The sequence below is a fragment of the Bradyrhizobium sp. Leo78 genome, from assembly GCF_059512425.1.
This window is the reverse complement of sequence record NZ_JCAMOT010000012.1, coordinates 25690-51592: the sequence shown is the minus strand read 5'-3', so window position 1 is coordinate 51592 and position 25903 is coordinate 25690. Positions and strand designations below refer to the sequence as shown.

General features: G+C 63.1%; 27 protein-coding genes, 1 tRNA gene and 2 pseudogenes. 15 read left to right on the top strand and 15 right to left on the bottom strand.

The window, feature by feature from the left end; all coding sequences use genetic code 11:
• Window positions 1-170 precede the first annotated feature (170 nt).
• The 4 genes from AC5ZG1_RS17540 to AC5ZG1_RS17525 all read right to left on the bottom strand — a co-directional run bounded on the left by AC5ZG1_RS17540 (window position 171) and on the right by AC5ZG1_RS17525 (window position 5122).
• Window positions 171-1811 carry an ABC transporter ATP-binding protein gene (locus AC5ZG1_RS17540; protein WP_474419551.1) on the bottom strand — a complete coding sequence of 547 codons (1641 nt, stop codon included), beginning with the start codon at window positions 1809-1811 and terminating at the stop codon, window positions 171-173.
• Between the two features lie 131 nt (window positions 1812-1942).
• Window positions 1943-2833, bottom strand: coding sequence for an ABC transporter permease (locus AC5ZG1_RS17535; RefSeq protein ID WP_130229428.1), 891 nt, complete (start codon window positions 2831-2833; stop codon window positions 1943-1945).
• Window positions 2833-3774 carry an ABC transporter permease gene (locus tag AC5ZG1_RS17530; RefSeq protein ID WP_165435526.1) on the bottom strand — a complete coding sequence of 314 codons (942 nt, stop codon included), beginning with the start codon at window positions 3772-3774 and terminating at the stop codon, window positions 2833-2835. The genes AC5ZG1_RS17535 and AC5ZG1_RS17530 overlap by 1 nt, the downstream gene beginning before the upstream one ends.
• Window positions 3775-3991: 217 nt before the next feature.
• Window positions 3992-5122 (bottom strand): M20/M25/M40 family metallo-hydrolase, encoded by a 1131-nt coding sequence (locus AC5ZG1_RS17525; protein ID WP_496133595.1) that lies wholly within the window; start codon window positions 5120-5122, stop codon window positions 3992-3994.
• Between the two features lie 267 nt (window positions 5123-5389).
• On the opposite strand from AC5ZG1_RS17525, the gene AC5ZG1_RS17520 reads away from it, so the two are divergent.
• Window positions 5390-6994: an ABC transporter substrate-binding protein gene (locus AC5ZG1_RS17520; RefSeq protein WP_474419546.1), complete on the top strand. Its 1605-nt coding sequence runs from the start codon at window positions 5390-5392 to the stop codon at window positions 6992-6994.
• 79 nt (window positions 6995-7073) lie between these two features.
• Here the strand turns inward: AC5ZG1_RS17520 and AC5ZG1_RS17515 are convergent, their stop codons facing one another.
• The 4 genes from AC5ZG1_RS17515 to AC5ZG1_RS17500 all read right to left on the bottom strand — a co-directional run bounded on the left by AC5ZG1_RS17515 (window position 7074) and on the right by AC5ZG1_RS17500 (window position 8291).
• Entirely contained in the window at window positions 7074-7229 is a 156-nt protein-coding gene (locus AC5ZG1_RS17515) for a hypothetical protein (protein WP_496114096.1), read from the bottom strand.
• Between the two features lie 93 nt (window positions 7230-7322).
• On the bottom strand, window positions 7323-7496 hold the full coding sequence (locus AC5ZG1_RS17510) for a hypothetical protein (RefSeq protein ID WP_165435527.1): 174 nt from the start codon (window positions 7494-7496) through the stop codon (window positions 7323-7325).
• Window positions 7497-7829: 333 nt separating this feature from the next.
• Window positions 7830-8090: a DUF3551 domain-containing protein gene (locus tag AC5ZG1_RS17505; RefSeq protein WP_080663895.1), complete on the bottom strand. Its 261-nt coding sequence runs from the start codon at window positions 8088-8090 to the stop codon at window positions 7830-7832.
• 114 nt (window positions 8091-8204) lie between these two features.
• Window positions 8205-8291, bottom strand: a tRNA-Leu gene (locus AC5ZG1_RS17500).
• Window positions 8292-8499: 208 nt separating this feature from the next.
• On the opposite strand from AC5ZG1_RS17500, the gene AC5ZG1_RS17495 reads away from it, so the two are divergent.
• On the top strand, window positions 8500-8907 hold the full coding sequence (locus AC5ZG1_RS17495) for a twin-arginine translocation pathway signal (protein ID WP_474419543.1): 408 nt from the start codon (window positions 8500-8502) through the stop codon (window positions 8905-8907).
• A 9-nt stretch (window positions 8908-8916) separates the two neighbouring features.
• On the opposite strand, the gene AC5ZG1_RS17490 is transcribed toward AC5ZG1_RS17495, so the two are convergent.
• Together AC5ZG1_RS17490 and AC5ZG1_RS17485 are read right to left on the bottom strand one after the other, a co-directional pair.
• Window positions 8917-10116 (bottom strand): FAD-dependent monooxygenase, encoded by a 1200-nt coding sequence (locus AC5ZG1_RS17490; protein WP_456645559.1) that lies wholly within the window; start codon window positions 10114-10116, stop codon window positions 8917-8919.
• Window positions 10117-10137: 21 nt separating this feature from the next.
• A complete protein-coding gene (locus AC5ZG1_RS17485; protein WP_021077734.1) occupies window positions 10138-10383 on the bottom strand; it encodes a zinc-finger domain-containing protein in 246 nt (81 codons plus the stop codon).
• A 235-nt stretch (window positions 10384-10618) separates the two neighbouring features.
• On the opposite strand from AC5ZG1_RS17485, the gene AC5ZG1_RS17480 reads away from it, so the two are divergent.
• From AC5ZG1_RS17480 to AC5ZG1_RS17465, 4 genes are all read left to right on the top strand, one after another.
• A complete protein-coding gene (locus AC5ZG1_RS17480; RefSeq protein WP_496133594.1) occupies window positions 10619-11767 on the top strand; it encodes a hypothetical protein in 1149 nt (382 codons plus the stop codon).
• Between the two features lie 60 nt (window positions 11768-11827).
• Window positions 11828-12580, top strand: coding sequence for an alpha/beta fold hydrolase (locus AC5ZG1_RS17475; RefSeq protein WP_496133593.1), 753 nt, complete (start codon window positions 11828-11830; stop codon window positions 12578-12580).
• Between the two features lie 251 nt (window positions 12581-12831).
• The gene (gene cysE / locus AC5ZG1_RS17470; protein WP_028166277.1) at window positions 12832-13659 is read left to right on the top strand and encodes a serine O-acetyltransferase; all 828 of its coding nucleotides are present in this window, start codon (window positions 12832-12834) and stop codon (window positions 13657-13659) included.
• A 130-nt stretch (window positions 13660-13789) separates the two neighbouring features.
• Window positions 13790-14002, top strand: a complete 213-nt coding sequence (locus AC5ZG1_RS17465; RefSeq protein ID WP_027583509.1) for a DUF3126 family protein — start codon at window positions 13790-13792, stop codon at window positions 14000-14002.
• A gap of 122 nt (window positions 14003-14124) precedes the next feature.
• On the opposite strand, the gene AC5ZG1_RS17460 is transcribed toward AC5ZG1_RS17465, so the two are convergent.
• Window positions 14125-14832: a hypothetical protein gene (locus AC5ZG1_RS17460; protein ID WP_496133592.1), complete on the bottom strand. Its 708-nt coding sequence runs from the start codon at window positions 14830-14832 to the stop codon at window positions 14125-14127.
• A gap of 220 nt (window positions 14833-15052) precedes the next feature.
• On the opposite strand from AC5ZG1_RS17460, the gene AC5ZG1_RS17455 reads away from it, so the two are divergent.
• Together AC5ZG1_RS17455 and AC5ZG1_RS17450 are read left to right on the top strand one after the other, a co-directional pair.
• Window positions 15053-15382 carry a DUF6949 family protein gene (locus tag AC5ZG1_RS17455; protein ID WP_028163204.1) on the top strand — a complete coding sequence of 110 codons (330 nt, stop codon included), beginning with the start codon at window positions 15053-15055 and terminating at the stop codon, window positions 15380-15382.
• A gap of 184 nt (window positions 15383-15566) precedes the next feature.
• Window positions 15567-16097, top strand: a complete 531-nt coding sequence (locus AC5ZG1_RS17450) for a gamma carbonic anhydrase family protein (RefSeq protein ID WP_028163205.1) — start codon at window positions 15567-15569, stop codon at window positions 16095-16097.
• Window positions 16098-16111: 14 nt separating this feature from the next.
• On the opposite strand, the gene AC5ZG1_RS17445 is transcribed toward AC5ZG1_RS17450, so the two are convergent.
• A complete protein-coding gene (locus AC5ZG1_RS17445; RefSeq protein WP_028163206.1) occupies window positions 16112-16345 on the bottom strand; it encodes a hypothetical protein in 234 nt (77 codons plus the stop codon).
• 108 nt (window positions 16346-16453) lie between these two features.
• On the opposite strand from AC5ZG1_RS17445, the gene AC5ZG1_RS17440 reads away from it, so the two are divergent.
• The 4 genes and pseudogenes from AC5ZG1_RS17440 (at window position 16454) to AC5ZG1_RS17425 (ending at window position 20011) form a co-directional block, all read left to right on the top strand.
• The gene (locus tag AC5ZG1_RS17440) at window positions 16454-16900 is read left to right on the top strand and encodes a hypothetical protein (protein WP_456645554.1); all 447 of its coding nucleotides are present in this window, start codon (window positions 16454-16456) and stop codon (window positions 16898-16900) included.
• A gap of 145 nt (window positions 16901-17045) precedes the next feature.
• Window positions 17046-17573 (top strand): hypothetical protein, encoded by a 528-nt coding sequence (locus AC5ZG1_RS17435; RefSeq protein WP_456645553.1) that lies wholly within the window; start codon window positions 17046-17048, stop codon window positions 17571-17573.
• 115 nt (window positions 17574-17688) lie between these two features.
• Window positions 17689-17829: a hypothetical protein gene (locus AC5ZG1_RS17430; RefSeq protein ID WP_165435485.1), complete on the top strand. Its 141-nt coding sequence runs from the start codon at window positions 17689-17691 to the stop codon at window positions 17827-17829.
• Between the two features lie 19 nt (window positions 17830-17848).
• A pseudogene (locus AC5ZG1_RS17425) lies at window positions 17849-20011 on the top strand (heavy metal translocating P-type ATPase).
• Here the strand turns inward: AC5ZG1_RS17425 and AC5ZG1_RS17420 are convergent.
• The 3 genes and pseudogenes from AC5ZG1_RS17420 to AC5ZG1_RS17410 form a co-directional block, all read right to left on the bottom strand.
• Window positions 19986-20795, bottom strand: a complete 810-nt coding sequence (locus tag AC5ZG1_RS17420; protein WP_456645571.1) for a dienelactone hydrolase family protein — start codon at window positions 20793-20795, stop codon at window positions 19986-19988. The pseudogene AC5ZG1_RS17425 and the gene AC5ZG1_RS17420 sit on opposite strands and share 26 nt — an antisense overlap.
• Before the next feature lie 467 nt (window positions 20796-21262).
• Window positions 21263-21745: a hypothetical protein gene (locus AC5ZG1_RS17415; RefSeq protein WP_456645551.1), complete on the bottom strand. Its 483-nt coding sequence runs from the start codon at window positions 21743-21745 to the stop codon at window positions 21263-21265.
• A 147-nt stretch (window positions 21746-21892) separates the two neighbouring features.
• A pseudogene (locus tag AC5ZG1_RS17410) lies at window positions 21893-22778 on the bottom strand (alpha/beta hydrolase).
• Window positions 22779-23167: 389 nt separating this feature from the next.
• Between AC5ZG1_RS17410 and AC5ZG1_RS17405 the strand changes: the two are divergent.
• The 3 genes from AC5ZG1_RS17405 to AC5ZG1_RS17395 are packed head-to-tail and all read left to right on the top strand — an operon-like array spanning window position 23168 to window position 25839.
• Complete coding sequence (locus AC5ZG1_RS17405) at window positions 23168-23770, top strand: hypothetical protein (protein ID WP_456645550.1); 603 nt, start codon at window positions 23168-23170, stop codon at window positions 23768-23770.
• 26 nt (window positions 23771-23796) lie between these two features.
• Entirely contained in the window at window positions 23797-24390 is a 594-nt protein-coding gene (locus AC5ZG1_RS17400) for a hypothetical protein (RefSeq protein ID WP_456645549.1), read from the top strand.
• A 30-nt stretch (window positions 24391-24420) separates the two neighbouring features.
• Window positions 24421-25839: a Dyp-type peroxidase gene (locus AC5ZG1_RS17395; RefSeq protein ID WP_496133591.1), complete on the top strand. Its 1419-nt coding sequence runs from the start codon at window positions 24421-24423 to the stop codon at window positions 25837-25839.
• Window positions 25840-25903 lie beyond the last annotated feature (64 nt).

The window sequence follows — 25903 nt, the reverse complement described above, 5'->3', positions numbered from 1 at the left end:
GCGAATGATGCGTAGCCCGGATGCAGACGCGTAGCCCGGATGGAGCGTGGGGGCAATCTGGGATACCGGAACGCCGTCATTGCGAGCGGAGCGAAGCAATCCATCTCTCCGCTTGTTGAGGCATGGATTGCTTCGTCGCTGCGCTCCTCGCAATGACGGAGGAGGACCGGCTACTCCGCGGCCTCAGCCACCGGCCGGAAATTGGCAAAATCCCAGCCGCGGCCGGGTGCGGCATCAAGTAGCGCCCTGGTGTAAGCCTCTTTCGGGTGAGTGAGCACTTCCGCCGCCGGCCCCTGTTCGACGACGCGGCCATGCTGCATCACAACGACATCGTCGCAGATTTGCGCCGCAACGCGCAAATCGTGGGTGATGAACAGCAGCCCGATGCCGAGCCGCTTCTGGATCTCATCCAGGAGATCCAGTACCTGCGCCTGCACGGAGACGTCGAGCGCGGACACCGCCTCGTCTGCCACCAGCACCTCAGGGTCGAGCGCGAGCGCGCGCGCAATCGCAATGCGCTGGCGCTGGCCGCCGGAGAACTGGTGCGGATAGCGCGAGATCGCGTCCGCCGGCAGGTGCACCAGTTCGAGCAGTTCGCGCGCTTTGTTCAGCGCCTCCTTGTGCGGCATGCCGTAGTTGATCGGGCCTTCCGCGATCGACTCGCCGACACTGACGCGCGGGTTGAGCGAGCGATAGGGATCCTGGAAGATGATCTGGATTTTCTTGCGGTGCGGCTGCAACAGCCGCCGCGACAGCTCGGAGATTTCGCGGCCGACCAGCCGCACGCCACCGGAGGTCGGGTCGATCAGGCGCACGATGCAGCGCGCCACCGTCGATTTGCCCGAGCCGCTCTCGCCGACGATGCCGAGGGTGCGGCCCTTGCGCAGCGTCAGCGTGACGTCCTTGGCGGCCGCGACCTCGCGGATTTTGCCGAGGAAAGAACGCTCGCGATAGATCTTGCAGAGCTCGTTGGCCTCCAGCACCACCGGTTCCCTGGTCTCCTCGCGCGGTGACCGCGGCACCAGGCTTGGCACCGAAGCCAGCAGGTTGCGGGTATATTCCATCGACGGATTGCGCAGGATGCCGTCCAGCGGCCCGCTCTCGACCAGCCGGCCGTGACGCATCACCGCGACGCGGTCGGCGATCTCCGCAACCACGCCCATGTCGTGGGTGATGAAGAGCACCGCGGTGCCATGGTCGCGCTGCAGGTCGCGGATCAGCGTGAGGATCTGCTTCTGCGTGGTGACATCGAGCGCGGTGGTCGGCTCGTCCGCGATCAGGAGCTTCGGCTCCAGCACCAGCGCCATCGCGATCATGATGCGCTGGCGCTGTCCGCCGGAGAGCCGGTGCGGGTAGGAGGCGAAGATGCGCTCCACGTCGGGCAGCCGCACCTGCTCCATCATCGCAAGGATCTTCTGCCGCCGCGCGCGGGCATCGAGATTGGTGTGCACGCGCAGGACTTCGTCGATCTGGCGGCCGACCGGAACCACCGGGTTGAGCGCCGTCATCGGCTCCTGGAAGATCATCGCCATCCTTGTGGCGCGCAATTGCCTTAAGCGGCGGTCGCTTGCAGTGAGCAATTCCTCGCCCACCAGCTTGACGCTGCCGCCGGTCGGGATCAGCGAGCCCTTCTGCAACAGGCCCATCACCGTGAGCGAGGTCACCGATTTGCCGGAGCCGCTCTCGCCGACCAGGCACAGCGTCTCGCGCTCGCGTACCTGAAGCGAGATGCCGTCGATGATGCGGCTTGCGCCCGGCTTATTGCCGAGGGCGACGACGAGATTGTCGGTGTCGAGGACGATGTCGGTCATTCAGTTACTCTCTCGTCATTCCGGGGCGCGCGAAGCGCGAGCGCGGAATCCATCGGGCCACAAGTGCAAGCGGAGAATGGATTCCGGGTTCACGCTTCGCGCGCCCCGGAATGACGGAGTGAATGGCTTCATCACTTCCCGCTCCCCCGCTGCTTCATGCGCGGATCGAGCGCATCGCGTGCGGCGTCGCCGATCAGGTTCACGGAGAGGATCGCGATCGATAGCAAGAGGCCGGGCCAGAAGATCAGGGACGGCTTGATCTGAAAGTACGCGCGTCCCTCGGCCATGATGTTGCCCCAGGTTGGCGTTTCCGGCGAGATGCCGGCGCCGAGGAACGACAGGATCGCTTCGGTCAGCACGGCGGAGGCGCAGACATAAGTGCCCTGCACGATCAGCGGCGCGATCGTGTTCGGCATCAGGTGCCGCCACATGATCTTCGGCAGGCTGGAGCCGAGCGAGATCGCGGCTTCCACATAGGGCTCCTCGCGTGCGGTGAGCACCACCGAGCGCACCAATCGCGCCACCCGCGGCACCTCGGGAATGGTGATCGCCACCAGCACGGTCCAGATGCTGGCGCCCGACAGCGAGACCACGGCGATCGCGAGCAGGATGCTCGGGATCGCCATCAGGCCGTCCATGATCCGCATCATCACCGCGTCGACCCATTTGAAGAAGCCGGAGACGAGACCGATCACGAGCCCGATGCTGATCGAGAACACGGCGGCACCGAGCCCGATCAGAAGCGAGATCCGGCCCCCATAGATGATCCGTGACAACAGATCGCGGCCAAAGGCGTCGGTACCGAGCGGGAACTCGGCGCTGGCCGGCTTCAGTCGCAGTGCCGGTGCGAGCTGCACCGGGTCATGCGGCGCAAGCCATGGCGCGAAGATCGCCATCAAGATGATCAGCGACAGGCAGATCGTCGCCACCGTCATGATCGGCGTCGAAGTGAGGAATCCAAATCGTGGCCGCAGCGGCGTCGTGATCGGAAGCGATGACTCGGGGAGGGTATCGATCGCCATCAGTAGCGGATCCTTGGATCAAGCAGGGTATAGGCGAGGTCGATCAAGAGGTTGACGGCGACATAGATGCCCGACGTCAGCAGGATCATGGCCTGGATCACCGGATAGTCGCGCGCCAGCACCGCATCGACGGTGAGGCGGCCGATGCCGGGCAGATTGAACACGCTCTCGGTGACGACGACGCCGGAGATCAGAAGTGCAAAGCCGCTGCCGATCACGGTGATGACAGGCACTGCCGCGTTACGCAGCCCGTGCCGCAGCAGCACGCCCATCTCGCCGATGCCTTTGGCGCGTGCGGTGCGGATGTAATCCTCACCCATCACATCAAGCATCGAGGCACGCGTCATGCGTGCGATCAGCGCGACATAGATAAAGGACAAAGCACAGGTCGGCAGGATGATGCGCTGGAAGAACGGGCCGAAGCCGGCGGTGATGCTCTTGAAGCCCTGCACCGGAACCCAGCGCAGATCGATCGCGAAGATCTGGATCAGCACATAGCCGATCACGAACACCGGCACGGAGAAGCCGAGCACGGACAGTCCCATCACGAAGCGATCGATCCAGGTGCCGTGCCGCCAGGCCGCGATCACGCCGAGCGGCACCGCCACCACGATCGAAAGCACGATGGTGGAAAGCGCGATCGAGATCGAGGGCTCGATGCGCTGGCTGATCATCTTCAACACCGGCACGTTCGAGATCAGGGACACGCCGAGATCGCCGTGCAGGAGTTTGCCGACCCAGGTCACGAACTGGATATAGATCGGCTCGTTCAATCCGAGCGAGGTGCGGATGCGCTCGAGCTGCTCGGGCGTTGCGTTGTCGCCGGCGAGGATCGCCGCGGGATCGCCCGGCGTCAGCCGCAGCAAGAGGAACACGAACAGCGCCACCACGCCCATCACGGGAATAGCGGCAAGGATTCGGCGAAGCAGATATCCCAGCAATGTCGATCCGTCAGATTAGGGTCAGTTAAGAGTGACGTCGGCCGTTAACCTGAGTTCCGTCACCAGCGTAGCATTTCAGCAATTCCCGTGCCATCGGCCTACTCACTGCCGTCATGCCCGGGCTCGTCCCGGGCATCCACGCCCTTTCACGCGGCAGCGGCACGTGGATGGCCGGGTCAAGCCCGGCCATGACGAGCCGACTGCAGCGTCTGGGCAATCACTGCAACGTCGCCAATAACCCTGCCATCAGCCGGCCGCGCTCGGCAAGGCTGTCGACCTCGATATGTTCATTGAGCGTGTGTGCATCGGCACCGCGCACACCGAGGCCGTCGAGCGTCGGCACGCCCATCGCCCCGGTGAAATTGCCGTCGGAACCGCCGCCCTTGCTGCCGTGGGGTAGCTTCAAGCCCATCCCTTCCGCAAGCGCGCGGGCCCTTTCATAGAGCGCCATGGTGCCGGCATCCGGCTCCCACACCGGGCGGGTGACGCCGCGCGTCACCGTGAAGGTGACGTCGTTCGACGTGCCCGACAGCGCCAGCATGCGCTCGACGCCGCGGTCGAGATCGGCTTGGCGCTTGGCCATGCTCAGCGCTTCGCCGGTGCAGGTGGTGGCGACGCAATTGACCCATTGGCCGCCATGCACGATGCCGACCGAGAAGGTGCAGTCCTCCGTCGTCATGCCGTCGATCGCGAGGATCTGCCGCGCCATCTCGCGGATCGCCGATCGGCCGGAGGAAAGCGTCGCGCCGGCATGGCTCGGCCGTCCCGTTGCCTCCAGGTTGAAGCGGGCGATCGCATAGCGGCCGGTGACAACGCCGTTGTCGGCGGTGCCCGGCTCCGGCACCAGCACATATTTATTGCGCGCGGCTTCGGCCTCGATGATGTCGCGCGTCGACGGCGTGCCGACTTCCTCGTCCGGCGTGAACAGCACGGTGATCGGCAAGGGGGTCGTGAACGAGGCGCGGATCAATTGCCGGATTGCTTCCAGCGTCAGGTAGTTGCCGCCCTTCATGTCAAAAATGCCGGGGCCGAAGCATTTGTTGCCTTCGCGCCGCCACTTCAGCTTCTCGATGGTGCCGACCGGATGCACCGTGTCGAGATGGCCTGCGATCAAAATGCCGGGGTCGCCGAACTTCATATGCGGAAAGCGCGCACGCACGCAGCCGGCAAAGCCTTGGCGGCCAGCAATGCGCTCGATCGTCGCACCCATGATCGCCATCTCGCGCGCTGCAAGGTCGAGCATGCGCTCGACAGCCGCCGCGTCCCAGGTCGGACTCTCGCACTCCACCCAGCTACGCAGGCCCTGCAGCATCACTTCGGAATCAAAGGGAAGATTGGCTGGATTCATGAGGTCTCTCTCTTCGTTGCTGCAGGTGCGCAATGCAGTCAGATCGCGATCGTCGAAATCGGCCGGCGAAGTTGTAGCGTCAAATGCGGGGAGCCGCACCATTCGTTTGTGTACATCCGATCTCGACTAAAACCCGATTGACGCAAAACACGCTTGGTGCAAGTCTCAAATTTGCCGCCCTTGCAGCATGTTAGTCCGCCTAAATAACGGACCGAGTGCATAACGAATAAGCCGGCTTTGACCAGTTTCACGTCAGGAGAGACACGAATGTTCCAAACGTCCAGTTGGAAGCGCAGGGCGCTGGCATCAGCGTTATCAATCGTTGCGCTCTCGGTGGCGCTGAGCGCGCAGGCGCTCGCGGCCGGCAAGACCATCACCGCGGTGATGCATTCGGACTTGCGCGTGATCGATCCGATCATGACCACGGCCTACATCAGCCGCGATCATGGCTACATGGTCTATGACACGCTGCTCGCGACCGACTCCAATTTCAAGATCCAGCCTCAGATGGCGGACTGGAAGGTCTCCGACGACAAGCTCACTTATACTTTCACGCTGCGCGACGGATTGAAGTGGCATGACGGCACGCCGGTGACGGCCGAAGATTGCGTCGCTTCGCTGCAGCGCTGGGGCAAGGTCGACGGCATGGGCCAGAAGCTGATGGACTTCGCCGAAAGCATCACCGCGACCGATGCCAAGACGATCACGCTGAAGCTGAAGGAGCCCTACGGCCTGGTGCTGGATTCGATCGGCAAGCCGTCCTCGCGCGTTCCGTTCATGATGCCGAAGCGTCTTGCCGAGACCCCGCCCGACAAGCCGATCCCCGAGCAGATCGGCTCCGGCCCGTTCAAGTTCGTGCAGGCCGAATTCCAACCGGGCGTGAAGGCGGTCTACGAGAAGTTCAAGGACTATGTGCCGCGCAAGGAGCCGGCGAACTGGACCTCCGGCGGCAAGGTCGTGAAGGTTGATCGCGTCGAATGGATCACCATGCCTGACGCGCAGACCGCGGTGAATGCGCTGCAGTCGGGTGATATAGATTTCATGGAATTTTTGCCGCTCGATATGCTGCCGGTGCTTGAGCCGAACAAGGATCTCAAGATCGAGGTCCTCAATAAGTTCGGCTTCCAGACGCTGGGGCGCATGAACTTCCTTTATCCACCGTTCGATAACGTGAAGGTGCGGCGCGCCGCCTTCCTGGCGATGAACCAGAAGGACGTGCTCGATGCGTTGGTCGGCAATGCAAAGTACCAGACGATCTGCGGCGCCTTCTTTGGTTGCGGAACGCCACTCGAGACCGACGTCGGTGCTGAGACTCTGGTGAAGGGCAACGGCATGGCCGAAGCCAAGAAGGCGCTGGCCGAGTCCGGCTATGACGGCACGCCCGTCGTGATCATGGCGCCCGGCGACGTGATCACGCTGAAGGCGCAACCGATCGTCGCCGCTCAGTTGCTGCGCGATGCCGGGTTCAAGGTCGACCTGCAGGCCACTGACTGGCAGACCGTGGTGACCCGTCGCGCCAGCCAGAAGCCGCCGAAGGAGGGCGGCTGGAATATGTTCTTCACCAATTGGGTCGCTGCCGACGTTGCCAATCCCATCGTCAACGCCTCCCTTACCGGCCGCGGCAAGAACGGCGGTTGGTTCGGCTGGGCTGAGGACGCCAAGATCGAGGAGCTCCGCGACAAGTTTGCCCGTTCCTCCTCGCCGGATGAGCAGAAGAAGATCGCCGCCGAGATCCAGAAGCAGGCCTACGACCAGGTGATGTATATCCCGCTCGGCCAGTATTCTCTCCCGAGCGGCTGGCGCAAATCGCTCACCGGCGTGCTCGACGGCCCGGCGACGCCGATCTTCTGGAACATCGACAAGAGCGAGTAGGGCGCTTCATCGAATAATGAAGCAAAATGGCCGGGCTCAGCCCGGCCATTTTCATTGAGCGAGCGAGTTTCGTCCGCGCTCAGCAGTGACTCTCGCGCACGCGTTCCAACCCTTCGTTCAGAAGCGGCGGAGCGGGTTCCGGCAGCGAAGCCGGCCTGCGCGTCTCTTGCTTCTGCTCTTGCGGTTCCGGATGCTGTTCCGCCGCCCGTTGTTCCCCTGGATAGTCTTTCGCCATGTCAATCGCACTCCAATGCTGCATCACAACATTTTCGGCGAGAGAATGTTCCGCACCCGCTGCGCGCCCGGCGACGGTCTCTAATGTCCGAATTTACGGGAACACAGTCATTGTCGCGAAATCGCCGAGTGCCGTGCCTGGCGACATCGCGGCGGCGTACAACGCGACGAGAAACAGCCGCGATAAGAACAGAACACCAATGATGATCGCTACGCGGCCGATCCAGGCTGTCTTCTCCGCAAGCCGATCCTGCTCCGAACTTGCCATCGTCACATCTCCAATCCATACGCGTTGAGATTTGACAGCCGCAAGATTGCGGTCGGCGCGCAAAGACTAGGTTTCTGTGGCAGGCGTTGATGTGATCCCAGCCACACCTGACGGGAACGTGATGAGTGAGCGCGCGCGAGCATGCTGTTGCCTCACCGCAACTCGAACGTTCTCGTGCTCTCGCCAGCAATCAAACGGTGCTGATTTACGCTTTGCGTCGAGTTGTTTCGGACGATCTCGTGAGAGTGGCGTGCAGTGATGCGATCGGATGCATCATGGTCTCAAGGCGCGCTCAAAAAAATCTGGCTCAAGCGACCGCACGCACGTTCATCTCTACGACCTGCTCGTCCGCCGCTTTTTGCGCGGAATGGGCTTGGCATAGTAAGGATTGACCACGCACTGAGCCGCCCGGCCGGAGGCTGATGCCTGACACTGGGGTATCGAGGTGTAGCGACATTCGAAGTAGTAATCCACCATGCCCTGGTAGATCTGCAGGCAGACCGGATAGTTCGGATCGTAAGTCTGGGCCTGGGCTGGCGTTGTCTTGCCGAGCATAACGACTGCCAGGATAGCCAAAGCCAGAATGCGCATCATGATATCCTCGTTCCTGGTAGGTTATGGTCTCGGTCCAGACCGCCATGTGCCGGCTGACTTGCCGGCTCTGGTCGTGTCGTCGTCGTAGCCAAAGCGAGATTCGTCTGATTCGATTGGTGCGGGCGGTGGGACTCGAACCCACACGACGTTGCCATCGAGGGATTTTAAGTCCCTTGCGTCTACCAATTCCGCCACGTCCGCGTTCGTCGGGAGAAGGATATCTAGCGCGTTTGGTGACGAAGTGGAAACAGGATAATTGTTGCCGAATACACGTTATTTCAACAGTTTAACGCGTAACGCGACGACGCGACGTCTTGCGTATCGCGCTGCGCGGTGGCCGCCCAGCCTCAATCCCGACATTTCGCGCTGCTTTAGCCAATCTCAACACTTAACCGTTTCCCAAGGCGCCATGTCCGTCCGCACCTTCCTCCACCTGCCGCCGCGCGCGGCCGTGACCGCCGCGCTGCTTGCGCTTGGCGGCCTGCTTTGCGGCTGCGCCCAGATGGGCGAGACGCTCAGCCCGGCCTTCGTCGATCCCGCGAAATACGATCTTTACGACTGCAAGCAACTCGAGACGGAGCGCGCGGCGCTGACGTCGCGCGCGGCGGAGTTGCAGGGGCTGATGTCGAAGGCGGAGACCGGGGTCGGCGGCGCCGTGGTGGCGGAGGTCGCCTACCGCAACGATTACGTGGCGGTGCGCGCGCAGCAGAAGCTCGCCGAGGAAAACTGGCGACGCAACAGATGCCATGAGACGATCGTGGCGGCGCCGGCGCCGATCGTGCCACCGGCGCCCGCCCGAGGCGCGCGTTCGCGCTGAATCGCGCTATCACGCCCGCCAATCATAGATCCAGTCCTGCCGCGCCAGCATTCGCTCCGGACCCATCGCCCGGATGACGAGATCGCGCGTCAGCGCCATCGGCCCGGTGAGGTGATAGATGCGTCCCTGTCGCTGCGCGGTGCGCGCCACCCGATTGACGCGCCCGCGGCGCAGCCTGGTGTACCGCTTCAGCGCAGCGGGAATGCCGGAGATGTCCTCGCCGGTACAGCCAGAGAGGCAATTGGCAAGCACGGCGGCATCCTCGATCGCCATGCCCGCGCCTTGCGCGGCAAAGGGCAGCATCCCATGCACGGCGTCGCCGAGCAGGGCGACCGCGCCCGCGCTCCATTCGCTGACTTCGGGCATCGTGAACAGCGCCCAGCGCCGCCATTCCTCGACCGCGCCGATCAGCGTCCGCGCGCTGTCGGGCCAATCGGCGGAGAACGCGTTCTTGATCTCGCCCGCATCGCCGGCCTCGCTCCAGCCCGGCCGGTTCCAGGTTCCCGGCACGATCGCGACCACATTGATCCGTCGTGCTGCGGCGATCGGATAGGCGACCAGATGCGCGTTCGGTCCCATCCAGAGTTGCACCCGCGGCGAGGCGGATTCGCGCGGCAGCGCCTTCGCATCGAGCGTGCCGCGCCAGGCGATCAGCCCGGAAAACCGTGGATGCAGTTCCGGGAACAGGCGGCTGCGCACGGACGACCAGATGCCGTCGGCGCCGATCAGCGCCGCCGCCAGCTCATGCTGCCGCGCGTCGCCGCAGCGCGCGGCCACCGTCAGTCCTCTGGCGTGGTCGGCGACATCCTCGAACTGCCAGCCCAGGCGGAGTTCGATGTCGGGATGATCCTCAACCTCTGCCTGCAGCGCTCCTTGCAAATCGGCGCGATGCACCACCCAATAGGGTGAGCCGGCGCGCGTGCTCGCGGCCTCGCCGAGCGGTAGACGGGCGATCTCGCCGCCCGCGCGCGCGCTGAGAACGCTGATCGCTTCCGGCGTCACCGCGCGCGGCGCAAGCCGCGGCTTCAGGCCAAGATCGACCAGGATGCTGCTGGCATTGGGTGAAAGCTGCAGGCCCGCGCCGACTTCCTCCAGCCGCGGCGCCTTTTCCAGGATGACGACACGAAAGCCCTTCGCCGCGAGCGCCAGCGAAGCTGTCAGTCCTCCGATCCCGGCACCAGCGACGACAACGGTGCGCGTGATCGCCACGGATCAATCAGCCATGAGCAGTCAGGCGACTTTGTCCTTCAGCACGCATTCGGGCGGGCGCGCTTCGCCGGCCGCGAGATCGGGCGCGAAGCGATACAGCGTCGAGCAGTAGGGGCAGATGATCTCGTTGTCATTGCCGAGATCGAGGAACACATGCGGATGGTCGAACGGCGGGTTCGCGCCCACGCACATGAACTCCTGCGAGCCGATCTCGATCACCGAGACTCCGGCATCGTTATGGAAGTGCGGGACGACGTGGTCGGACATATCTTCACCTTGGGATGGCAATAACGGACGGACGCAATTAACGCGATGCGGCACTGCGAAATGCCCGGCACCATACTGGCGGGTGGAGTTGATTCCTAGAGCCCCGACCATCCATTTGCTCATGCAAATTCGACACAATCTTGTCGTCGGAGAGAAGCCCTTCTTTCGTCGGGGCTGTTGTGTCTTAAAAACGGCACACTATTTCCAAGTTGAGCAAAACCCTGGGTTTTATCGAATGAAGCGAGCGCGGGTCAGTATAGGGGTGGCAGGGATGCTGGTGAGCATCGCCGCCGGCGTCGCGCTGTGGCCGTATGCCAGCGACGCGTATGCCATGCTGGCCGCACAGGACGAGCCGGCGCAATTGGCCGACCTGCAGATCAGTTCTGCTTTACGGAATGACGAGCGCCTGATCGAGCAGAATATCGAACAGGCGCTGGCTGCTGATGACGCCGATCTCGCCAACAGCTTTCTCGAACTCGCGCGTGAGAAGAATGTCGCAATCAGCGATGGACTGACCACGCGCGTGAACGATGCGGTTGCGGAAGCGAGCTCGACCTCGCATGTCGCCAAGCGCTTTGCCACCGGCCTCGTCACCGGCACCGCGGACGATCTCGCCAGCCTGTCCGGCACGGTCGCGGGTGATCTTTTTGTTTTCGGCGATGTCAGGGATGTCGTGCGCGAAGGCAAGCATCTGGCGATGGGCGAGGAGACCGATCATCTCATTCTTGGCCTCGCCGCCGCCGGCCTTGCAGTGACGGCTGCGACCTATGTTTCCGTCGGCGGTGTCGCGCCGGCGCGCGCCGGGCTGTCGCTGGTGAAGGATGCGCGCAAGGTCGGCCGGATCAGTGAGGGGCTCTCGGCCTGGGCCGGCCGCTCCGCGCGCCAGGTCGTGGATGCGCCGATGCTGCAGGAGGCGGTGGCCTCGGCTTCCGCGCTCCGTCCGGGCCAGACCATGACCGCGATCAAGGCGGCGTTCCGCATGGAAAAGGCCGGGGCTCTGGTTCGCCTTGCCAAGGATGTCGGGCGCATCGGCGAAAAAGCCGGCACCCGCGGCGCGCTGGAGACGCTCAAGATCGCGGAGGGACCGAAGGATGTCGCGCGCGCCGCGCGGCTGGCGGAAGCGAAGGGCAGCCAGACTCGCGCGATCCTGAAACTGTTCGGCCGCGGCGCGCTGCTGCTTGCTGCCGGCGCCTTCAACCTCACTATGTGGCTGTTCGGCGCGCTGCTGACGCTGTTCGGCTTCCTGTCCTCAATCAAGGCAACCACCGAACGCCTGACGCTGGCATGGCTGCGCCGGAGCAAGGCGCGGCGCTTGCGGAAACAACTCGCGAAGGCACAAGCGCCATCCGAGGCTGCGGTGGCGGGCGCTACCGCCTGCCGCTAAGCTCTGCGATCGTTCGCCGGTCGTCAATCCAAGAAAATCCCTCAAACAACGGAAGGCGCGATGCCGAGTTTTCATCACGGCGCTGTTGAGATCGCCTATCTCGACGAAGGCGAGGGCGATCCGATTTTCCTCGTGCACGGCTTTGCCTCGAGCAAGAACGTGAACTGGGTCTATCCCGGCTGGGTCTCGGAACTGCGCAAGGATGGCCGCCGCGTGATCGCGCTCGACAATCGCGGCCACGGCGAGTCCGCCAAGCTCTACGATCCCGCAGAGTACGACATCGCCGTCATGGCAAGCGACGTGATCGCGCTGATGGATCATCTCGGCATCCCGCGCGCGGATATCATGGGTTATTCGCTGGGCTCGCGGATGACGGCGGTGCTGGCGCACAACGAGCCGCAGCGGTTGCGCTCGGCAATTCTCGGCGGCATCGGCATCGGCCTGATCGAGGGCGGCGGTCCCGGGGAGAATGTCGCTGTCGCGCTGGAGGCGCCCTCGCTGGAGGATGTCACCGATCCGGTCGGTCGCACCTTCCGTGCCTTCGCCGATCAGACCCGCTCCGACCGCTCTGCGCTCGCCGCCTGCCTGCGCGGCTCGAGGCGGCTGATGACACGGCAGGAGGCCGCCGACATCGACGTGCCCGTCCTGATTGCGGTCGGCAGCAATGACGAGATCGCGGGCTCGGCCGAAGCGCTCGGCCGCGTTATCCCGCGGTCGCAAGTGCTTGCGATCCCGAACCGCGATCACATGCGGGCGCTGGGTGACAAGGTCTACAAGACCGGCGTGATCGACTTCCTGTCGCAAAGAGAATGATCTTCTACGCCAGGAGAATGTTCTTCTACGGAAATCGAACTTAAGCCTGCTTGATTTCCGGCAAATGCCGACCAATTGGATGTGACGTCTCCGCATAGCGGTTAAGCGAGGCTTATCCTTTGCCGAACCGCACCGGGACAAGCGTCGCTCAACCGTGCTATAGCGCACACCGAAACTGGGGCATGATCCGGAAAAGTGGGGACCGGTTCTCCAAGAAGATCATGCTCTGCAAAGATCACGCGAGGCCAGCCATGGCAGTGCATCAGGTCAATCCGCAAGGCGGCAAGCTCGCCGCGCTCGATCCGATCTGGGACCGGATCAGGAGCGAGGCCGAGGAGATCGTTCGCCGCGAGCCGGAGCTTGCCACCTTCATCTATTCTGCGGTGCTGCATCACGAGCGCCTGGAAGATTCGATCGTGCATCGGCTGGCCGAGCGGCTCGACCATTCGGCGCTGTCGGGCGATCTGATCCGCCAGACCTATGACGAGGCGTTGCGTGATGAGCCCGATATCGGCAACGCCTTCCGCGCCGATCTCGTCGCGGTCTACGACCGCGATCCCGCGACCTCGCGCTTCATCGACCCCTTGCTCTACTTCAAGGGCTTCCATGCGCTGCAGACGCATCGGCTCGCACACTGGCTCCATCTGAAGGGCCGCAAGGATTTTGCTTCTTATCTGCAGAGCCGCTCGTCGGAAGTCTTCCAGACCGACATCAATCCAGCCGCCAAGATTGGCCGCGGTATCTTCCTCGACCACGCTACCGGTTTTGTCTGCGGCGAGACCGCCGTGATCGACGATGACGTTTCGATCCTGCATGGCGTTACCCTCGGCGGCACCGGCAAGGAGAACGAGGATCGCCATCCGAAGATTCGCCATGGCGTGATGATCGGCGCCGGCGCCAAGATCCTCGGCAATATCGAGGTTGGTCATTGCGCGCGCATCGCCGCGGGCTCGGTCGTCGTCAAGCCGGTACCGCACAACGTCACGGTTGCGGGTGTGCCGGCGAAGATCGTGGGGGAGGCCGGCTGCGCCGAGCCGTCGCGCACCATGGACCAGATGCTCAACGCGATCGGGCTTTGATTTCACTCGTGTTTCGCGATCGTTTCGATTGCAAATATTAGATTGTGCCAGAGCCGAAAAGGCTCTGGCGATTGCCGCCGTCCCGTCCTAAAACTCCGTCCCAAATCATCGATCCGATTGGAGACCGCCCGTGGACGTTCAGGAAGTCAGGAAACTTGACGCATATCTCAAGCGCGTCTTCGGTAATCCGAAGATCCGCGTCGTGCCGCGGCCCAAGAAAGACGACTCCGCCGAAGTCTATATTGGCGAGGAGTTCGTCGGCGTCCTCTTCGTCGACGATGAAGACGACGATCGCTCGTTCCAATTCCAGATGGCGATCCTCGAAGAGGATCTGGCTGAGTAGGCCTGCGCCAGCCTGTAGTCCGTAGGGCGGGCAAAGCGCAGCGTGCCCACCATCCACGGGCGATGCAAGAAAGGTGGGCACGCTTCGCTTTGCCCACCCTACAAGATTCTACGAAATCACCATTACCCTCTCGGGCCGCGCAATTGCGTCGTCAGGCGGTCCATGGCGGCGGCGACGTCGCGCCATTGTGAGAGCCAGCTTCGCGGAAAGCGATAAGTGAAGTCGGCGCCGTCGACGCGGCGTTCGCTCAGGCACATGCCGGGCGTCGGCGCGTCCCGCGTGCAGCGGGCGCTGAAGGTGGGCGAGGTCGACGTGAATAAATCCTCGCCGCCATAGGGCGAACCGTCGCGGAACGCGCGCATCGTCAGGTCGTCGTCCGTGCTTGCCGCTTGATCGAGATAGCGCGGATAGATTGTGCGCAGGCGGGTGTCGGGCGCAAGTGAATCGTGATGTGCCGCGATCGAAAGAAAGATCCTGTCGATCGGCTGCACCTTGTCCTCCACCGTCTCGGCGGTGACATGCTTGCGCGCCGGCGGTTCGAGTGAGGGATAGGCAAAGCTGAGATCGACGCGCTCCTGCGCGCCCGAGTGGCGCTGGATCTTCATGCGCACCGCCGCCGTCGGCACGTTGAACAGCGTGCCGCCGACACTGACCGGCAGTCTCGACGGATCGCTTGAGGGTACGGTGGTCCAGGTCGGCCACAACAGGTAGGTGACCAGCGCGATCGCGCCGCAGGCGAGGGCGGCTGCGATCAGGATCGGCACGATGTGCGCGCGCGGATTCCTGCGCGTGTCGCGCGCAAGGTGCTGGGCCGTCGAGAGCAATGTCATCGAACGAGAATGGATGGGTTCGCGTGATGCCGAATCATCCGGCGAATATGCCACGCGGCGGCCAATTTCCGTATGATTTCAGGGAATCCGGCAAGCGGTGAGCCATGCGTAAAGGTAGCAATGTAGCTTCCATGTTAACCCTTTCTTAAGGATGATGTGGCGGCGGAGCGGCAATTTTGCCAAAGGAAGCGCGCAGTCTGTTGAGTAGCGGAAGTTTGCCATGTCGCCCGATGCGCTGAACTCGTTCTTCGCCCTTTGCCTCGGCTTCGCGCTCGCCGGCGCACTTACCAGCGGCTATCAGGCGATGGCGCAGCGGCCGGCCGGCTTCGGCCTGTTGCAGGAAGGCGCGGCGCCAAGGACTTTCGCCGCGGTGCCGTTCCTGGTGTTCGCCGCGCCCTTCATCATCATGCGCAACACGCTGCGCGGGGCCAAGATCGAAAGCCGCCGCTTCGAATTCGTGATGATGGCGACCATCATCGCCGGCTTCTGGAGCCTGATGTCCGGCACCTTCTTCCTGATGACATTGCGCGCCGCCGGCGTTCTCGTCTGAGCGCTGCTTTACCGTTGTTCCCTAGAGCTTCGGCTCTGATGGAATCAGAACCGAAGCTCTGGATTTTTGTTTGACGCGTTTTCTTCACGCGAACCGGTATCCACTTCGCTCGAAAACGCCTTGGTCGCTCGCTTGAAAAGCCTTTGACCGCTGTGCCAATGTCGGCTCGAAAGAGGAGACATCCATGGCGATCTATGAACTGGACGGGCAGGGGCCCGATCTGCCGGCCGACGGCAACTATTTCATCGCGGACACCGCAACCGTAATCGGCAAGGTGCGCCTGCTCAGCGGGGCCAGCGTGTGGTTCGGCGCGGTGCTGCGCGGCGACAATGAGTGGATCGAAGTCGGCGAAGGCGCCAACGTCCAGGACAATTCCACCTGCCACACCGACCTCGGCTTTCCGCTCGTGATCGGCAAGAACGTCACCGTCGGCCACAATGTGATCCTGCACGGCTGCACTCTGGAAGAGGGCGCCCTGGTCGGCATGGGATCGATCGTGATGAACGGCGCACGCATCGGCCGCGAGAGCATCGTCGGCGCGGGCTCTGTGATCACCGAGGGCAAGGAATTTCCGCCGCACTCGCTGATCATCGGTTCGCCCGCGCGGGTGATCCGGGCGCTGGATCCTGCGCAGGTCGCGAAGATGGGAAGCGCGGCGAAGTTCTATCAGCTCAACGGGCCGCGCTTCAAAAAGGGCCTCCGCAAGATCGGTTAACGGTCCGAGCGGCGTCACGCTTCGGAACGTCCTTTCCTTGACTTCGGCGCTGCGGACTTGGCGGTATCTGTCTTCGACTTCGCGGCGCTTTTACGTAACGCGTCGCGCAGATCGATCGGAATGCCGTGCTTCTTGAGCAGGTCTGCGAACGCTTCATCGGCCAATTCCTGAAATGTCGCCATCCTGTCGCGCCCGAGCTGCTTGAGCTTGTCGAACGTATCCTCGTCGAAAGCGATCAGTTTGCGCATCCTCGCACCTTGCACTGCGCCGGGCCCAATGGCTCCCGGAGCGTTTGGTTCCGGTAAGGAACGGCCGGCTTATCCCATCGTTAGCACGACAGGATAAGGGAGACGCTCATGACCAGGAAATCGCTCGCGATCTTCATCACCGCTCTCGCGGTTCTCGCGGCGCCCGCGATGTCGCTTGCCCAAGGCGGAGGAGGCGGCGGGGGCGGGGGCGGTGGGGGCGGAGCAGGTGGTGGCGCCGGTGGCGCAAGCGCGGGAGGTGCGGCGGGCGGAGCTTCCGGAGGCACCGGCAGCGCCACAGGGACCACCGGCACCGGTGGCTCGCCGTCCGGTTCGGTCGGCGGCCAGAGCAACCAGGCCATCAACCCCGGCAACACCAACACCACTGCGAACCCGCCGCCAGGGACCAACAGCGCTGGCACTGCACAATCCTCCTCCGGTCCGGGGACCACGACCGGCTCTGCAGCCGGCCGGCAGAGGACCGGGGAAGATTCAGCGATCGATGCTGAGGACGCGCCGCTCGATCGCAAGATCAAGGGCATCTGCAAAGGCTGCTAGATCACTTCTGCCCGGCCTTTCGGTCGCGCAGAAGTGAGCGCATTGTTCAACCGCACTCCCGGAACTCGCTCTAGATTGTGGCGGGCGCTTGCGATGGCTGGCGCAGGCCGCGCCGGTATTGGCAGGCCGTGATGGAGGTGCAGTGATGTTGCGTAAAACGATGGTTGCCTTGCTGGCGGTAGCCTCGCTTGGAATTTTGACGATAGAGACGGCGTCCGCGCGCGGTGGGTTTGGCGGCGGCGGTGGCTTTCACGGAGGCGGCTTTGGCGGCGGTGGCTTTCGTGGTGGCGGTTTTGGCGGCGGTGGTTTCCGCGGCGGCAGTTTTGGTGGTGGAGGCTTCCGCGGCGCGGCCTTCGGCGGAGGCGGCTTCCGTTCGGCCGCGATCGGCGCCGGCGGCTTCCGTGCGGCCGGATTTCGTGGCGGCTTCTACCGGCCGGGCTGGGGGTATCGTTCCGGCTGGGGGTATCGTCGTGGATTTCCGTTCGCCGCCGCAGCGGTTGGTGTTGGCCTCGGCTACGGGCTCTATGGCGACTGGCCTTATGACTCTTACGACTACGGCGATCCCTACTACGGCTATTACGACAATTCCGGCTACGGCGGCTGCTACGTCGCCCAGCAGCGGGTCTTGACGTCATATGGCTGGCGCATCAGGTCGGTTGATGTCTGTGACTGAACCTGGCGCGCTGTAGCGAATTTATCGGGATGATGATTGCAGCCTCGGTGTTTTCCACATCGAGGCTGCATCGTTTCTGCATAGGGGCTGGAACGTCGATTGCCGCGATTTCGAAATGCTGAACACGCTCACCACCGCCGCCTTCACCTTCGTCTTCCTGGGCATCGTCATCGGCCTGGGCGCCGCCTTTGTCCTGATGTTCTGGGAAGTCGAACGGCAATTGACTAAGCCGCGCAACCGCGATCGTCTCGGCTAGAACTCGTCGAGGTGAGGTTGTGGCGACCGCCAATTCCTACAGACTGCGTGTCGAGGGCATGGATTGCGCCGCGTGTGCGCTCAAGATCGAGAACGCGATGCGTCGGCTGCCTGGAGTCACCGACATAGAGGTCAGCTTTACGACCGGAACGCTCGCCTTCCGGCTCGACGAGGACCGCACTGCGCCGCGTCTCATAGAGGATAAGGTCAGGGCGCTGGGCTATACGCCGGCCGGCATGCCGTCCTCATTGGGAGGGAAGGCGCCGCGGAAGCAGGAACGGCAACCCCTGTGGCGGGGAGCCAAAAGCAGGCTCGTCCTCGGGACTGGCGTCCTGTTTGCTTTGGCATTCGTGCTTGCCAGCCTGTTCCCGGAGCTGTAGCGTTGGCTCTATTCGGCGGCGGCGGTTGTCAGTGTCCTGCCTTTTGCGCGGCGTGCGCTTGCCGGCGCCTTGTCCGGCTCGCCCTTCACCATTGAGACCCTCATGACGACAGCGGCGCTCGGCGCGGTTGCCATCGGCGAAGCCGAGGAGGCGGCTGTTGTCGTCTTCCTGTTCGCGGTGGGCGAGTTGCTCGAGACGGTCGCCGCCCGCCACGCGCGGGCCGGGATAGAAGCGTTGATCGATCTCGTGCCGCGCAATGCCAGACGTCAGCGCGCGGCTTCTCTCGATGTCGAGGAGGTTCCGGTCGATGATCTCGCGGTCGGCGATGTCGTGATGGTTCGCCCCGGTGATCGCGTGCCCTCGGACGGCACCGTGATCGACGGCTCCTCGGAGGTCGATGAGTCGCCGGTGACCGGCGAGTCCGTCCCCGTTCTCAAAGAAATCGGCGCCAACGTGTATGCCGGCAGCATCAATGCCAATGGCGAGCTGCGCGTCGAGATCGCGCGTGTCGCCACCGACAACACCATTGCCCGCATCATCCACATGGTGGAAGAAGCGCAGGAGTCGAAGGCGCCGACGGCACGCATGATCGATCGTTTCAGCCGGTGGTATACGCCCGCCGCCATGCTCGTCGCGCTGCTTGTCGTCCTGATCCCGCCGTTCGGCTTCGGTGGTGACTGGATGACCTGGATCTACCGTGGCCTTGCCACGCTGCTGATCGCCTGTCCCTGCGCATTGGTGATCTCCACCCCGGCCGCCATCGCGTCCGGCCTCGCCTCCGGTGCCCGGCAGGGATTGTTGATCAAGGGCGGAGCCGCGCTCGAGACGCTGGGCAAGGTCAGAACGATCGCCTTCGACAAGACGGGCACACTCACGCGTGGTCGTCCGCAGGTGACGGATGTCGTCGCGACGGTTGCGGACGAGCACACAGTTCTGGCCAGGGTCGCGGCGATCGAACGCAGCACCAATCATCCTCTCGGGCGCGCCATCATCGAGGAAGCCGAGAGACGCGGGCTGGAGCTTCCCGCCACCTTCGGCGGCGGTGTCGTGACGCCTGGCAAAGCGGTGACGGCACGTCTGAGAAGCGGCTTTGCCTCGGTCGGTTCGCCCCGGTTCGCGAGCGAGCAGGCGAACGTCGATCCCGGCGTCGTCGAAAGGATCAGCGCGCTCGAAGGCGAGGGCAAGACGGTGGTCGTCCTGCTGTCCGGCAAGGTGGTCGAGGGGCTGATCGCGCTCCGCGACGAGCCGCGAGAGGATGCGCATGAAGGCGTCAAACGGCTGACCGATAGCGGTCTCCGCGCGATCATGCTGACCGGCGACAATGCCCGCACCGCCGATGCCATCGCCGGTCATCTCGGGCTTGAGGCGCGTGCCGGGCTTCTGCCCGACGCCAAGCTCGCGGAGATCGGGCGGCTCAAGGAGGCCGGTCCGGTTGCGATGGTCGGCGACGGCATCAACGATGCGCCGGCACTCGCTGCGGCTTCCGTCGGCATTGCCATGGGCGGCGGAACGGACGTGGCGCTGGAGACCGCGGACGCGGCCCTGCTCAAGAACCGTGTTGTCGGTGTTGCCGAGCTGATCGCCCTGTCGCGAGCGACGCTCGGCAACATCTGGCAGAACATCACGATCGCGCTCGGCCTGAAGGCGGTGTTCCTTGCTACCACTCTGTTCGGTGTGACCACCTTGTGGATGGCCATCCTCGCCGATACCGGCGCCACCGTGCTCGTCACCGCCAACGCGCTGCGCCTCTTGGCGCACCGCTTTGCGGATGGCGGCCTCAGCTCAGCACGCCGTATTTCTTGAACCAGGCCTGCATCTGCGCCCACGCGTCTTCGGCGGCTTCCTTGCGATAGCTCGTTCGATAATCGGCATGGAAGCCGTGCGGTGCGCCCGGATAGATCTTGAACTCTGCGGTCTTCTTGTCCGCGGCGAGCGCCGCCTTGAAGGCTTCGACCTGCGAGACCGGGATGCCGGTGTCGGCTTCGCCATAGAAGCCGATCACCGGCGCCTTCATCTCGGGTGCAAGCTGCATCGGGCTCTTCGGCCAGGCCGGGTTCTGCGGATCGACCGGCGGACCATAGAACGAGGCGCCCGCCTTCAGCGCGGGGTTGTGAGCGGCATATTCCCAGACCGTGCGTCCGCCGCGGCAGAAGCCGACAATGCCGAGGCGGGAGGTGTCGCCGCCTTGCGATTTCGCCCAGGCCACGGTGGCGTCGAGGTCGGACAGGAGCTCGGCGTCCGGCTTGGCGTTCACGAGCGGCAGGAGCTGCTGAATGTCGGTGATCTTGGTGAGATCGCCCTTGCGGAAATAGTAGTCGGGCGCCACCGCAAACGCGCCGAGCTTGGCGAGCCGGCGCGTCACGTCCTTGATGTATTCGTGCAGACCGAAAATCTCCATCGCGACCAGGATGACCGGCGGATTGCTGACGCCGGCTGGCCGCGCGAAATAGGCGGGCATCTCGCCATCGGCCACCTTGATCTTGGCCTCGCCCGCAGTGAGGCCGGCGGGATCGGTCTTGATCACGTCGGCCCGCACGGGACCGGCGGCGAGGGTGTAGCCGGCTGCAACGGCGGCCGAAGCCGTCATGAAGCCGCGGCGCGAGAAGGGGGCGGTTTTTGTCAGTCCGATGACATCCGAAGGCAGGGATTCAGCGCGCATGCGGGGCCTCATTTCAAAATGTTTTGCAGACCATCGACCCGATCGAGGGGTGGGCGAGACCGGGTTCAAAAGCGGCGGCATTCAGCAAGCAAAGCCTGCCGATGGCAAGTCACCAGCGTGAGAGGCGGCCAAAGCGATCGGTGAAAAAGGCCACCCGTGGCGGAAGCGGGGCCCTCTAAAAGAACAAGGCCGTTGACGCAGTATACCGCCAACGACCTTGCCAGCCCCGGATATTGAAATCGGCTCACGCCATCCGGTGGGCGGCACCTTGCCCCGGAATCGGGTTCCCGAATGTGAACTAGTTCACAAAGTCGGCGAAAAAAACCGTATCGAGATTCGGCAGCGACGGTGGATATGTCCCGCCGGTCAGGGGTTTTGCGGTGATTTCGACCGACTCAGCCGCGGCGCTTGCGTCCGCTGCGAATCGCGTGCGACCGGGATCGTTTGCGGACGGGTTCGGCCGCCGGCTCATTGGCCTGGGCGCTGGCGAAGGATTGCCTCAAGCCCTCGACCGCTTCGGTCAGTGCCGTGACCTGCTCGGACAGCTTCTTCGTATCGGCCTGCTGGGAGGCAAGCATCCGGCGCATGGCCTGCAACTGGTCCTGCACCATCTGGAGCTGGTCGATGGATTCCTGCTGGGTCGCTTCCAACCCCTTGGTTTTCTCGACGAGCTGCTCGGACACCTGCGCGGTGCGGGCCTGCAATTGCCGGCTGGCGATGACCCGATCGGACTCCGGCGATGTGCCGGTAGTGACCCGGTACAGCGCGATCGTCCCGATCCCGAACAGGACCAGAAAGAGCCCGACGGCGGTGACCGCAATCGGCTGCACACCAATGCGCAAGGCGCTGGTGGAATTCCCGGGGGTGAGGTCCATCATTCGACACCAAACCGGACTAATTCTAAAGGTTCCGAATACCACAACCTCAGCGCGCCTAAAACCCCGTGATTTGTCCCGTATTGGTACGCATTGGCGCTAAAAACCTGCGAAATCGAGGTTTTTTGGCTCAAGCGACCACCAGACGCGCTATGCCAAACGGGCACGGATGAATTGCCCCGCCCTGAAAGGGCGTGGCGGCCGGAGCTAAGCTTCGCATTCCATAGCGGCCACGCGTGGATCATGTGGGGCCAGATCTCCAGCGTCACCTCGACCTCGGCAGCGCCGGCCGCCTCAGCGAGCCGCGTGGCATCCGCCAGCAACGTCTCCGCCGATCCGACCTGGATCAGCATCGGGGGATAGCCGGTGAAATCGCCAAACACGGGCGAGATCAGCGGTGAACTGCGATCGATGGTGGCAGGCACATAGGCGTCCGCAAGCTCTTCCAGATAGGTCTTGTGGATGAGCGGATCGACAGCGTCCTTGTGCCAAGGGTTGCGCCAGACATCGTGAGATCGGTCCATGGCGAGAGCAGCCAGGCGCAGCCGGGCAAGTCCTCGCGGTCTCTCAGCAAGTGGCCGATCAGTCCGAGCGTAAGATTGCCGCCGGCACTGTCGCCGCCGACGGCGATGCAGTGCGCCGGAATGCCCTGCCTGCGCAGGAAGTGCCAGGCCTTCATCGCATCCTCATGCGCGGCGGGATAGGGGTGCTCGGGCGCGCGGCGATAATCGATGGCGAGCGTTCGAACGCGCGCGGCGCGCCCGGCTTCACTGACCAATCTGCGGTGGCTCAGGATCGATCCGGAGCAGTAGCCGCCGCCATGGAAATAGAGCAGCACGCGCGATGGCTCGTTGCCTGGCGTCAGCGACCATTCGCCTGCCACGCCATCGCAATCGACTGTTTCAAGCTTCACGTCATCGGCCACCGGCCAGACCGAACCCACTTCATCGAGGCGTTCGCGCCGCTCGGTCCATCCGAGCGGCCGCGGTTTTGACGAAAGCAGCACGCGAATGGCTTCGATTTCATTGGTTGCCACGGCTTGTTTCCTGCTGATTGCGCCGACCACGTCTATGGTTGGTCACGCCAGCGCCGGAAAGGTTGCTCACCGGAGCGGCATCGCGCAGTCGCAGACGGGATTGCTCACGTGATCGAAGCTGTCGGTACGCTCTGGATGAACTGCGCGATCACATGGATGGTCACGCTGTATGACAGACCTTTGATGCTTGCCGGCATTAGCAAGCCATGACGAATGTGCGAGAGTCAGTTGTGCACGACACCATTCATTGCACTGGACGGAGCAGTGACTTTCGATAATAGTAATAACGTTATTACCTGACGTTGTACTATTCCCTAAGGTATTGTTATACAGGTGGACCCGGGCGTCGTGTCTCGCCAAGTCCACAATGATTCATGGCGAGACGTTGCATGGCTGATCGCGCACGTAATCAGTATGGATTGGGCAAAGCCGTAACTTTCAACGTGATAACGCCGATGACGCGCTTCGGCACCCTTGTCGTCGGAGTGTTGCTGTCGATCTTCGATCGCTTCAAATCGACCCAAGTCACGGCCAAGGAGCTGGCGTTTCTGCCCTTTGTTCACTGGGTTGTCGTCAAGCGCGACAGTTTTCCGCGGGTGAGCGACAGCCAGCCGGCGGAAGATTTGCACTACGATTATTTGTTCTTTCTGAGCACCTTCAACGGTCCCTGGGGACCTTACATCGAAGCCTTCGCCGACGTGCTCTACAAACCGCTCGACCTGGTCTGGTTCTGGAGCGTCGGATATCCGTTCGCCCGTCCGGTCGGGCCGCTCAAGGCCTATATCCAGCGCAATCAGATCGAGTCGGATCATTCCTATAGCGCCTATCCGGGCGCATCCGTGCGCGATGTGCGCGCAGCACTCGAACTGCGCAACGAAGTCGAGAAGCTTTTTCAAAATTCGAGCGGACTGTCTCCCGAACGGTTTGCGGTCGAGTTCGATCGCTTGCTGATCAGCGTGCAGAACAAGCTCGGTACATTTGGACCAGTGTAGCAGGCCGGTCGAACGGAGTTCGCGACGTGGCTAATCAAAACGGTGAGAAGTACGGCTTCACAGGCCTGTTTCCGATTGCAACCAATCAATCGGACGATCTGAGAGCGTTCCTGCGCACGCTGGATGACCCGCGAGCCTATCCGCGCGGCTCGCCTTTGAGCCATGTGCCGATCATCCACATGGCGCGAATGTTCATTGTCGACCGTCTCGCCTATCAAGGGACGCCGGCGAAGTTCGATGCGCTCAAGTCGGACTATCTGGTGTTCATGTGCGAATTCGATGGCGAGAGCGTCGATGCTTTGGTCCAGGCCCTGGCCGGCAATATCCCGAACGAAGTCGCGACCATTTGGGGACGCTGCCTTGGCTTCCCGGGTATCCATCGGCGCGATCTGCTCTCCGGATATTTCGAGCGGTGCCAGCTCAAGACCACTCTGTTTCTGGCGGACCAGCCGGAGGCGAGCGTAAGCGAGATTCTCATGGCGCTGCTGTGCCGACGGCGCCTCGGCGAGTTCGTCAGGCTTGTTCAAACCAATCCACGGCCTCCCGAAGTGCTCCAACGAGAGTTCAGGCAAATGTGGGAGGGTCTCCAGAACGAGAGGCCGTCCCCGGGAGATTTGTGAGTACGCAACGATCAGAGCAGGGGTCTGGCGATGCTCAACCTTACCAATATTCAAGGCAACATTCTTCGCGGTTACGCCTCGTTTCCGCACGCGCAGTTCTTGTTCTTCGAGATCCAAAACGCTGATGATGCCAGGGCGTTCATCCAGCGGCTGCTCGAGACCAACGCCGTCACGCCGGCACTGTGGCGCGCAAAGCCGGACGCCACCCTCAACATCGCCTTCACCTTTGAAGGCCTCCGCGCCCTTGGCCTGCCTACGGAAAGTCTCGCGACGTTTCCTTGCGAGTTTCAGGAGGGCATGAAACCTCGTGCGAACGAACTCGGTGACATCGACGAAAGTTCACCGGAGCACTGGGACGATCCCTGGAAGACGCATCGCGTTCATATGCTGATCTCGATCTACGGCCGGACAGAGCCGGCGCTCGCGGCGCACTGTCAACAGCTCAGGGATTCGCTGCCGAACGGCGTGCAGGAATTGAAGGACAGTCAGCCGGCGGGGCTGCTGCAGATCAACGGCGAACAGACTCGAAAGGAGCACTTCGGTTTTCTCGACGGCTTGAGCAACCCCGCGATCGAGGGAGTGCCTGACGACGGTGGCAGGGACCGTCAGGACGTTGGCAATCCGGATGAGAAGGGGCGATTTCGCAAGATCCCGCTTGGGGAGTTTCTTCTCGGCCACCCGGGTGAGGGCGGCGAGATGGCTCCCATGCCGCTGCCGCACCTTCTCGCGCACGATGGCACCTATCTCGTGTACCGCAAGCTGGAGCAGGACGTCGTTCGTTTCCGTCGCTACCTTGATGATCAGGCGGACGCATTTGCCCGAACCATTCCCGGTCCTCTGCCGGATGGAATCAGCCCGCAGAAGTTTCTTGCCGCCAAGATGATGGGGCGATGGCAGGATGGCTCTTCGTTGATCGAACACCCCGACGCCCCTCGCGAGGACAGGCGCAATACATTCGGCTACGCTGGGGATCCCGCAGGCGCACGCTGTCCGCTTGGTGCACATGTGCGGCGTGCCAACCCGCGCGATGCGTTTGGCTTCGGCGGCAAGACGATGAGCCGACACCGCTTGATCCGGCGCGGAATCGCCTATGGCAAATTCCTGCCAAAGGGCGAGGAGCAGGGTCCGCAGAGCCAGGAAAAGCGTGGCATCATTTTCATTGCGCTCAATTCCGGATTCGACCAGTTCGAGTTCGTGCAGCAGAAATGGATGAATTTTGGCGACGATTTCGAGCAGGGCAACGACACCGACCCGATCGCCGGCAACCGTCCAACCATCGGCGGTCGTCAAAGCGCGCAAATGATGATCCCGGGCGACGAAGCCACGGGACGACGCCCCTTCATCTGCTTTGACATCCCGCGCTTCGTCACGACCAAGGGCGGCGACTATTTCTTCGTTCCGAGTCTGGCCGCGCTCGGCCTATTGGCGTCTGGCCGAGTCGTCGCATGAACCGGGACACGATCCAACACTGGCTGCGCGGCCGCCGCCGAGACGGTGAGGTTTTTTTCGCGCA